Consider the following 9,565-nt stretch of genomic DNA (forward strand, 5'->3'; position numbering starts at 1 on the left):
TGAAGACGCTGGCCCTGCGCGCCGCGCAGGGCTGTTGCAAGCGAGGAGAGGCCAAGGATGCGCAACGAGACCATCGGTGTGCTGGATCTGCGTCGCAATCTGTCGGCGCTGCTGGAAACCACGCAGCGACGGCCATTGATGGTGCATCGCTATGGCTCACCTTGGGTGTGCGTGGTGTCCGATGCGCAGTGGCAGCAACAGGCGGTGCTGCTGGATTTTGATCCGCAGTCGCACCCGCTGGCGATGCTGCTGCGCCTGCAGCAGCAGTCGCTTCCGCTGCCTGAAGCCGGTGCGTTGCCGCCCGCGGCGGTTGCACGCGCACTGCTGTTGATGGACGTGCATCGCATTGAGGATCTCGCACAGCTGCACGACCAGGTGCTTCACCATCGCCTCTGGCATTGGTTCGTAGCAGGCACCCATGGTGTGATGGACGGCTGGCAGCTGCCGGCGCTGCGCGTTGCGATGGCGTCATGGTTCGACGACGTGGACATGTCCAATGCGCTGGCAACATTCGCCGCGCGCAGCGACGTGGCGATACTGGCACGCCGTTGTGGAGGCGAAGCACCGCGGCTGGAACGTGAAGCCTGCAGGCAGATGACGCTGCGATGACGTTGTCGATGAAGCGCCACGCAGTGCACAGAGCTGCATGCGCGCTGTCGCTTCACCTGCCTTGCTGACGTCTTCTCCAGAGTACGACGCACCGCGCGTCGTGGAGCACGGGCGGCGCCGATGGCAGACAGTCGCAGGATCAGCATGCTGGAGCTGGATCGTCACCTGAGCCAGTCACTGGAGCAGGCACGGCATGCACCATTGAACGTGCAGCGCTATGGGCGCTCGTGGGTCTGGGTGCTGTCCAGCGATGCCTGGGCGGATGCGGCGCGCTGGGCGGCACTGGATGGTAGTGCGCACCCACTGGCGGCGCTGCGAAAAGCCCTCGACCTGCAGCTGCGGCCCTGGCCCGAGGCGGCGATGAGCCCGCTACCGCTTGATGCAGGCGATGCGCGGCTGCTGCAGCGCGCGGCTCTGCTGGTGGTCGTGCGCGATCTGAACAGTGCCCAGCGCGTGTACGACGACCTGCGCTATCACCAGGCCTATCGGATGTTCATCGGCCTCGATCATGGAACGGCATGGTCGCCGATGCAGTGCGTGCGCCTGCTGCAGGCCTGCGCGCACCCGTTGCTGCGCGGCTGCATCGACGATGCGCTGGCCAGCGTGCCGCAGCACCTGTTCGAGTCTGCATGTGCCCCGGCTGCACGTATTGCGCCTGCACAGGGACACGCGCAGCGGATTTCCAGCGGATGTTTATCGTACTGACACATGCACCGCTGACCATGGCGCAGCGGTCTCTTCCAGGATGACGAGGGCGGAACAATGGCAAGGCAGGTTCGTGGTCGCAGGGCTCGGCAGCAGGGTTTCAGCCTGATCGAAATCATGGTGGTAGTGGTGATCATCGGCATCCTCGCCGCACTGATCGTGCCGCGGTTGATGGACCGTCCCGACCAGGCGCGCGTGGTGGCAGCGCGCCAGGACATCGCTGCATTGATGCAGGCGTTGAAACTGTTCAAGCTGGACAACGGTCGCTATCCCAGTGCCGAGCAGGGCCTGCAGGCGCTGGTGAAGCCACCGCAGGGTGGTGGCGCGATGCCGGTCACGCCCTATCTGGATCGCCTGCCCAATGATCCATGGGGCCATCCGTACCAGTACCAGATTCCCGGAACCCATGGCGACATCGATGTGTTCTCGCTGGGCGCGGACAGCAAGCCCGGTGGCGACGCCGGGAATGCGGACATCGGTTCCTGGCAGCTGTGAGGCAGGCCGATGTCAGCCCGGATGCGTTCTGTTTCGAGTGTCCGCCAATGTGGCATGGCGGTGATCGTCGCCCTGCTGGTGGTGGCACTGGTGGCGGTGATTGCCACCGCACTGCTGACCCGGCAGTCGGCCCAGCTGCGTGCGCTGCGTGGCGACCAGCTGCGCGTACAGGTACGCATGGCGGTGGACGCAACGCTGGAGCGTGCGGCACAGCAGCTGCGTGAGGATGTAAAGGAACAGCTGACCACGGTGCGCAGCGGGCGCTGGGCGCGCCCATTGGAGCTGCAGGCGCCGTTGCCGGTGCAGCTGCAGCTGGTCGATGCGCAGTCGATGTTCAACCTGCGCAACCTTCTTGCGCATGGCAGGCCGGACCCCGAGGCGCGGCGCGCGTTCATCGCGTTGTGTGCCGGGCAGGGGCTGGGCCAGGGCGCCTGCGCATCCGCCGCCGACCACATCCAGGCGCGCCTGCGCGATGGCGACATGCAGGCGCAGGCGCCGCTGCCGCGCGAATCACTGATCGAACAAGCGCTACCTGGTGCCGATCCGGTGGCGTTGCAGGCGCTGGCGCGGCGCACCGTGGTGTTGCCGGCGCAGACCCTGGTCAACGCCAACACCAGCGACCTGCGCGTTCTGCAGGCGGTGACGCCCGTGGTCGAGCCGGCACGGCTGCAGGCGCTGCTCGGTGAGCGCGATGCTGGCCATTGGCTGCTCAATCGCGGCGACATCGCCAACCGACTCCAACTGAGCAACGAACAGATGGCCGTGCTTCCCCTGGGTATCCATAGCGAATGGTTCCTGGCCGTCGGCCAGGTGCAGGCTGACGGCAGTGCGGTCGATTTTCGCGCGCTGTTGTGGCGCGAATACCGCGACGATGGGGTGCGTGTGCAACGGGTGTGGACGAGGATCGGCGCATGAATGTGCAGCTTCGCGTGCGCCTGCCGGCGCTGGAGCACCTGCGCGCCGACAGCGCGGTGGACTGGGCGCAGCTGCACAAGGGCGAGGTGTTGGCGCATGGCCGCGAAACACTGGCGACGCTGGGCCTGCGGCATCCGCAGGCTGCGGTGCGTGCCTGCCTCGATCCGAACGACCTGATCCTGCTGGAACTGCAGCTGCCGCCGTTGTCCGGGCGCCGCCTGCAGTCGGCGCTGCAGGGTGAGGTGGAGGCGATGCTGCTGGATGACCTGCAGGAGGTGGCGCTGGCCCACGGCGCGCAGGCGGCAGACGGCACGGTTCCGGTGGCCTGGCTCGGCCAGCAGGCCATCGCGGAGGCGCAGCAGCTGCTGGGCTCGTGTGGGCTGCAGCTGCAGGCGCTGTATCCGACGCCACTGCTGCTGCCCTGGCAGGACGGCCAGGCCACGCTGCAGGTCAGCGGCGAGCATCTGCTGGTACGCAGCGGGCGCGATCGGGGTTTCGTTCAATGGTATGGCGGACGTGATGCCTGTGTGGTGATGCAGGCGCTGGCCGTGCGCCTGCAACAGGCGGGCGTGCTGGCCGTGCAGTGGATCGATAGTGTGCCGCCGACGTGGCCGGACAGCCTGCCGGCCACCGCCGTCACGCATGAACGGCAGACCTCTGGCCCCTTGCCAGGCTGGTCATTGCCGCTGCCCGGCGCAGGCCGGAAAGCACCGCGACTGGCGATCGGCCTGGCACTGGCAGCAGTGCTGCTGGCTGCACTCGGCCTGCAGCTGCAGGTCTCGCGTTCGCGGATCGAGGGCGAGGCCCTGCAACGGGACATGGCGCGCCAGTTCAGCGCGCGCTTCCCGGAGATCACCGATGTGGTGGACCCGGTGTTGCAGGCAAGGCGAGCACTTGCGGTGCCGCTGCCGGCGCCGCCGTTGCCGGCGCTGCAGCGTCAGGTTGCCAGCACGCTGCAGGCTGTTCCGGAGCTGGCCGGGCAAGTGCGCAGCCTGCATTACCAACCCGGGCAGCTGGACATGGAGCTGGATGCCGATGCCCAGGCATTGGCCGACGATCCGCAGCGGCTTGAGCACTGGCAGCAAGCAGTTCAGGCACAGGGCCTGCAGCTGGCGCGCGAAGCCGGTGGACACCTGCGAGTGAGCGGAGCTGGGCAGTGACGACCCGCACCCTATGGCTGGGCGAGGGGCTGGTGGGCCTGCAGCACCGCTGGCAACGCCTGCCACCGCGCGACCGGCTGATGCTGTGGGTGATGGTGGTGGCGCTGCTGGTGGCGGGCCTGTGGTCGTTGTGGCTGGAGCCACTGCTGAAGCAGCGCACGTATTGGCAGGCCGAGCTGCCGCGGCTGCAGGCGCAGTCCCGCGCACTGGCACCGCTGCTGCGCGCCCGTGAGCGCCAGCAGCTGGCGCAGGGCCAGCACCCGACACTGGCCGGGCTGCGCGATGGCATCAAGACCGCCGGCCTTGCCGCCGGCCTGCATATCGAAGCGCGCGACGGGCGTTGGCACCTGCAGGTGCAGGCAGTGCCCGCCGACGCGCTGTGGAACTGGCTGCTGCCCGTGCTGGCCGATCCGGCCATCGAACTGCAGCAGCTGCAACTGACACGCACAGGGGATGCGAACATGCCGGCGGCACGGATTTCCGGAAACATCGTGATGGTGGCCACCGCGGGTGCCCATCCATGAGGGCGCGTTGCCTTGCCTGCAGTACCGCACTGGCCCTGATCGTGTGCATGGCCCACGCACCGGCGCTGGTACTGGCGCAGGACGCCCGTGATGAGCCGGTGCAGTTGAACCTGGTCGACACCGATATCGGTGGCGTACTGCGCATGGCAGCGCGCTTCACCGGGCGCCAGTTCCTGGTCGATCCACGGGTGACCGGCAAGATGACAGTGGTTTCCGATGGTCCGGTCAGCCGTACCCAGGCCTACCAGTTGCTGCTGGGCGCACTGCGCATGCGCGGCTTCGCCGTGGTCGAGAACGGCGGCGTCAGCCGGGTGGTGCCGCAGGCCGATGCCAAGCTGCTCGGTGGCCGCGTTGGCAGCGGCGGTGCGGGGGGTGAGATCGCCACGCGCACCTTCGCGCTGCGCTACGAGAACGCGGCCGCGCTGGTGGCGGTGCTGCGGCCGATGATCAGCCCGGACAATCCGATCACTGCCAATCCGGGCAACAACACGCTGGTGATCACCGACTATGCCGACAACCTGGAGCGCATCGCGCGTGTGATCGCCAGCGTGGATACACCGGCCGGCATGGACACCGATGTGGTGAAGCTGCAGCAGGGCATTGCCGTTGACGTCGCGGCGATGGTCGCGCCGCTGCTGGATGCGCAGGGCGCCGAGCCCACCCAGAAGGTGGTGGTGATGGCCGACCCGCGCAGCAACAGCGTGCTGCTGCGGTCGAGCAGTCCCGGGCGCACCCGCCTGGCTAGGCAGCTGGTGGAGAAGCTGGACCGTGCCCAGGATGAATCCGGCAACCTGCATGTGGTCTACCTGCGCAATGCCCAGGCCAACCAGCTCGCGGGTGTGCTGCGTGGCGTGGTGGCCGGGCAGAGCGATGCACCGGCGATGGGCAGCAACGAAGGCATCACGCCACTGCCCGGCGACGCCAGCCACTCCACCCCCGCGCAGCCGTCGCAGCCGCAGCAGGCCAAGCCCGGAGGCAATGCGCTGGAATCGCAGCGCCTGGATCCGAGCCGCCGTGACCCGATCGATGCAGGAAGCACCGGCTTCAGCCAGAACGGCATCTCGGTACAGGCGGACGTGGCCACCAACACGTTACTGATCTCTGCCCCCGAGCCGGTGTACCGCAACCTGCGCCGGGTGATCGACCAGCTCGACCAGCGCCGTGCACAGGTGCTGGTGGAGAGCCTGATCGTGGAGGTCAACCAGACCGACGCGGCCGAACTGGGCGTGCAGTGGATGCTGGGCAATGGCCGCACCTTCGGCGGCACCCACTTCGGTGGCACCACCGGTGGCAGCGGGCTGAACACCACCGCACGCACCACCCTGGACGTGCTGCCCAAGGATGGCCTGAAGATCGGTGTGATCGACGGCACCATCAACCTGCCCGGCGTCGGCCAGATCCTCAACATGAAGGCGTTGGCCAACGCGCTGCAGAGCAAGGGCGGTGCCAACATCCTGTCCACGCCGAACCTGATGACGCTGGACAACGAAGCGGCCAGCATCATGGTCGGCCAGACCGTGCCGTTCGTCAGTGGCCGCTACGTGACCGACGGCGGCGGCGGCAGCAACAACCCGTTCCAGACCATCGTGCGCGAGGACGTCGGCCTGAAGCTGCGGGTGCGCCCGCAGATCTCCGAGGGCGGCACGGTGAAGCTGGACATCTACCAGGAAGTCAGCAGCATCGACGCGCAGAGCGCGAACAGCACGGCCGGCATCATCACCAACAAGCGCGCCCTGGATACCAGCGTGCTGCTGGACGATGGCCAGATCATGGTGCTGGGTGGCCTGCTGGAAGACAGCGTCAGCCATGGCCGTGATGCGGTGCCGGGGCTGGGAAAGATCCCGGTCCTGGGCGCCTTGTTCCGCAGCGACACGCGCAAGCGCGCCAAGACCAACCTGATGGTGTTCCTGCGCCCGCACGTGGTGCGTGAGCCGGCCGCCGGCCAGCGCCTGACCCGCGACCGCTACGACTACATGCGCAACGCGCAGGCGGGCGCGCAGCCGGCACAGAGCTGGGCCTTGCCGGCGCTGTCGGCACCGCAGCTGCCACCGCAGGACCTGTCTGTCCTCGGCCAGGGCAATGCACGCGATGACCAGGGCCAGCCGCTGCAGAACAGCAGCCTGGCGGCGCTGTACCCGTCCGGTGACGGCGATGCGCAGCTGGTGCAGTTCGCGCAGGGGCTGGACCCGGCGCGTGCCAGCCAGGGCGTGGCGCAGGTGCGTGCACTGGGCCTGCAGGCCTATGCCGAAGCGACGCCCGGCGAGAGCGGGCAACGCCTGCGCGTGCGATTGCCGCGCGATCCGGCGACGCTGGACCCTGCGCTGCAGCAGCTGCGCGGGCTGGGCTACACGCCGGAACTGGTGATCGGGCCGTGAGCGCTTCCGCGCCGCTGCCGTACGCCTGGGTGCGCAGCCATGGCGTGATGCTGTCCGAAGTTGGCGGCGAGCCCGTGTTGCTGGGCACCGCCGACACCGCAGCGTGGGCTGTGGCCGAGCTGCGCCGCCGGCATGGCCCGCTGCCGTTCCAGGCGCTGGACGCTGCGACGTGGCAACAGCGGTTGGGTGAGCAGTACCGTGACGGCGGCGATGCCGCTGCCGTGGTGGGTGCCGCCGAAAGCGAAGTCGATCTGGACCGGCTGATGCAGGACATGCCGGAGGTCACCGATCTGCTGGATGCTCAGGACGATGCGCCGGTGATCCGCATGATCAACGCGCTGCTGGCACAGGCCGCACGCGATGGCGCCAGCGATCTGCACATCGAACCGTTCGAGACCCATTCGGTTGTGCGCTACCGCGTGGACGGCACCCTGCGCGACATGGTGCAGCCACGGCGCGCACTGCATGCGGCGCTGGTATCACGCATCAAGATCATGGCGCACCTGGACATTGCCGAGAAGCGCCTGCCGCAGGACGGGCGCATCGCCATCCGCGTGGGCGGGCGGCCGCTGGATATCCGTGTCTCCACGGTGCCGACCGCTCATGGCGAGCGTGCTGTGCTGCGCCTGCTGGAAAAGGATGCCGGTCGCCTGCAGCTGCAGCGCCTCGGCATGGCCGATGACACGCTGGCCACGTTCACCGGGTTGATCCGTCAGCCGCACGGCATCGTGCTGGTCACCGGGCCGACCGGCAGCGGCAAGACCACGTCGCTGTACGCCGCACTGGGCCAGCTCGACAGCAGCACCAGCAACATCCTCACTGTGGAAGACCCGGTGGAGTACGACTTCGCCGGCATCGGCCAGATCCAGGTCAACGCGCGCATCGGCATGAGCTTTGGCACCGCGCTGCGTGCGATCCTGCGCCAGGATCCGGACACCATCATGATCGGTGAGATCCGCGACCTGGAGACCGCGCAGATTGCGGTGCAGTCGTCGCTGACCGGGCATGGCGTGCTGGCCTCGCTGCACACCAACGATGCGATCTCGGCGGTGACCCGCCTGGCTGACATGGGCGTGGAGCCCTTCCTGCTGGCCTCGTCGCTGCGCGGCGTGCTGGCGCAGCGGCTGGTGCGGCGGCTGTGCACGCAGTGCCGTCGTGCCGAGGTGGACGGCGAGGGTCGCACCGTATGGCGCGCGGTGGGCTGCGCGGCCTGCGCCAACAGCGGCTATCGGGGGCGAACCGGCATCCATGAACTGTTCGTGGTCGACGACCGCGTGCGCGCACTGATCCATGAAGGGCAGGGCGAGCCTGCGCTACGCGAGGCGGCCCGGCGGGCCGGCATGCGGACCCTGCGGCAGGACGGCCAGCGCTGGGTCGACAGCGGGGTGACCACGCTGGAAGAGATCCTGCGCGTCACCGGCGACGATTGAGGCCTGCATGGCACTGTTCGACTACCAGGCTGCCAACGCGCAGGGCCGCATCGAAAAGGGCCAGTTGGATGCCGACAGCCCGCGCGGTGCTCGCCAGCTGCTGCGCGGGCGCGGGCTGACCCCTGTGCAGGTGAGTGCGGCGCGCAGTGCCGGCAGTGGCTGGGGCGCTCGCCGGTTGTCCGCCAGCGAGTTGGCCTGGGCTACGCGCCAGCTGGCCAGCCTGTTGGCGGCCAGCCTGCCGCTGGAAGGCGCATTGAGTGCGGTGATCGAGCAGGCCGAACGCCCGCACGTGGCCCAGGCGCTTACCGCCGTGCGCGCCGACGTGCGTGCCGGCCAGCGCCTGACCGTTGCGCTGGCCGCGCGGCCGCGCGATTTCCCGCCGATCTATCGGGCGCTGGTGGGCGCAGGTGAAGACTCCGGTGACCTGGCGCGGGTGATGGAGCGCCTTGCCGACTACATCGAAGAACGCAACGCGCTGCAGGCCAAGGTACTGACCGCCTTCATCTACCCAGCAGCGATCAGCCTGGTATCGGTGGCGATCGTGATCTTCCTGCTCAGCTACGTGGTGCCGCAGGTGGTGACCGCGTTCGTGCAGGCGCGGCAGACGCTGCCGATGCTGACCCAGGTGATGCTGGCGGCCAGTGCTTTCGTACGCAGCTGGGGCGTGTGGGTGGGGCTGGGCATCGCTGCGCTGGTGGTGACCTGGCGGTTGGCCCTGCGCAAGCCCGAGCTGCGCCTGCGTTGGGATGCGATGCTGTTGCGGCTGCCGATGGTCGGGCGCTTCGTGCTGGGTGTGAACAGCGCGCGTTTCGCCTCGACGCTGGCGATCCTGCTGGATGCCGGCGTGCCGCTGCTGCGTGCACTGGAGGCGGCGCGGCAGACCCTGGGCAATGCGCTGCTGGCGCGCTGTGCCGACGATGTGTCCGCGCGCGTGCGCGAAGGTGCTGCGCTGGGTGCTGCGTTGAAGGTACAGAAGGTGTATCCGCCGATCCTGGTGCATCTGGTGGCAAGTGGCGAGAAGACCGGTTCGCTGGCGCCGCTGCTGGATCGCGCCGCGCAGACCATCTCGCGCGAGATCGAGCGTCGCGCGATGGCACTGACTGCGTTGCTGGAGCCGACCATGATCCTGGTGATGGGCGGCGTGGTGCTGACGATCGTGTTGGCGGTGCTGATGCCGATCATGGAAATGAACCAGTTGGTGCAGTGATGCGCAACGCGCATCACAGGTAGAGTCGACTGTTAGTTGTGATCTCTCGGTAGGTTGTTCATCCGGGGCATCTTTGGAAAATGGTGGTTACCACACCTATCCAGTCCCCAAAGAGCCCGGATGAACCACCATAAAAATGCCCGTT

Annotated in this window: 9 protein-coding genes; all 9 read left to right on the top strand. The window is 68.1% G+C overall.

The genetic code is table 11. The annotated features are described in order from the left end of the window. The first annotated feature begins 57 nt into the window (after nt 1–57). The 9 genes from H4O10_RS18120 (at nt 58) to gspF (ending at nt 9,420) form a co-directional block, all read left to right on the top strand. Nucleotides 58–609 (top strand): hypothetical protein, encoded by a 552-nt coding sequence (locus H4O10_RS18120; RefSeq protein WP_012480451.1) that lies wholly within the window; start codon nt 58–60, stop codon nt 607–609. Between the two features lie 144 nt (nt 610–753). Next, nucleotides 754–1,314 (top strand): hypothetical protein, encoded by a 561-nt coding sequence (locus H4O10_RS18125; RefSeq protein WP_227415366.1) that lies wholly within the window; start codon nt 754–756, stop codon nt 1,312–1,314. 57 nt (nt 1,315–1,371) lie between these two features. Then, complete coding sequence (gene gspG, locus H4O10_RS18130; RefSeq protein ID WP_005409890.1) at nt 1,372–1,809, top strand: type II secretion system major pseudopilin GspG; 438 nt, start codon at nt 1,372–1,374, stop codon at nt 1,807–1,809. A gap of 9 nt (nt 1,810–1,818) precedes the next feature. After that, nucleotides 1,819–2,724, top strand: coding sequence for a type II secretion system minor pseudopilin GspK (gspK, locus tag H4O10_RS18135; RefSeq protein WP_005409889.1), 906 nt, complete (start codon nt 1,819–1,821; stop codon nt 2,722–2,724). Beyond that, the gene (gspL, locus tag H4O10_RS18140) at nt 2,721–3,884 is read left to right on the top strand and encodes a type II secretion system protein GspL (RefSeq protein WP_012480449.1); all 1,164 of its coding nucleotides are present in this window, start codon (nt 2,721–2,723) and stop codon (nt 3,882–3,884) included. Before gspK ends, gspL begins: the two co-directional genes overlap by 4 nt. Continuing rightward, the gene (gspM, locus tag H4O10_RS18145; RefSeq protein WP_012480448.1) at nt 3,881–4,408 is read left to right on the top strand and encodes a type II secretion system protein GspM; all 528 of its coding nucleotides are present in this window, start codon (nt 3,881–3,883) and stop codon (nt 4,406–4,408) included. The genes gspL and gspM overlap by 4 nt, the downstream gene beginning before the upstream one ends. Further along, nucleotides 4,405–6,783: a type II secretion system secretin GspD gene (gene gspD / locus H4O10_RS18150; RefSeq protein WP_012480447.1), complete on the top strand. Its 2,379-nt coding sequence runs from the start codon at nt 4,405–4,407 to the stop codon at nt 6,781–6,783. Before gspM ends, gspD begins: the two co-directional genes overlap by 4 nt. Then, nucleotides 6,780–8,213, top strand: a complete 1,434-nt coding sequence (gene gspE / locus H4O10_RS18155) for a type II secretion system ATPase GspE (RefSeq protein ID WP_012480446.1) — start codon at nt 6,780–6,782, stop codon at nt 8,211–8,213. Before gspD ends, gspE begins: the two co-directional genes overlap by 4 nt. Before the next feature lie 7 nt (nt 8,214–8,220). Beyond that, nucleotides 8,221–9,420: a type II secretion system inner membrane protein GspF gene (gene gspF / locus H4O10_RS18160; protein WP_012480445.1), complete on the top strand. Its 1,200-nt coding sequence runs from the start codon at nt 8,221–8,223 to the stop codon at nt 9,418–9,420. Nucleotides 9,421–9,565: the final 145 nt, after the last annotated feature.

Origin of the sequence: Stenotrophomonas sp. I18B00994 (genome assembly GCF_014145825.1) — a bacterium.
Classification (GTDB): domain Bacteria; phylum Pseudomonadota; class Gammaproteobacteria; order Xanthomonadales; family Xanthomonadaceae; genus Stenotrophomonas; species Stenotrophomonas maltophilia.

Bases quoted from the DNA above. Each gene is read 5' to 3' on its own strand.
- H4O10_RS18120 (WP_012480451.1), top strand. From the start codon at position 58: ATGCGCAACGAGACCATCGGTGTGCTGGATCTGCGTCGCAATCTGTCG.
- H4O10_RS18125 (WP_227415366.1), top strand. From the start codon at position 754: ATGCTGGAGCTGGATCGTCACCTGAGCCAGTCACTGGAGCAGGCACGG.
- gspG (WP_005409890.1), top strand. From the start codon at position 1,372: ATGGCAAGGCAGGTTCGTGGTCGCAGGGCTCGGCAGCAGGGTTTCAGC.
- gspK (WP_005409889.1), top strand. From the start codon at position 1,819: ATGTCAGCCCGGATGCGTTCTGTTTCGAGTGTCCGCCAATGTGGCATG.
- gspL (WP_012480449.1), top strand. From the start codon at position 2,721: ATGAATGTGCAGCTTCGCGTGCGCCTGCCGGCGCTGGAGCACCTGCGC.
- gspD (WP_012480447.1), top strand. From the start codon at position 4,405: ATGAGGGCGCGTTGCCTTGCCTGCAGTACCGCACTGGCCCTGATCGTG.
- gspF (WP_012480445.1), top strand. From the start codon at position 8,221: ATGGCACTGTTCGACTACCAGGCTGCCAACGCGCAGGGCCGCATCGAA.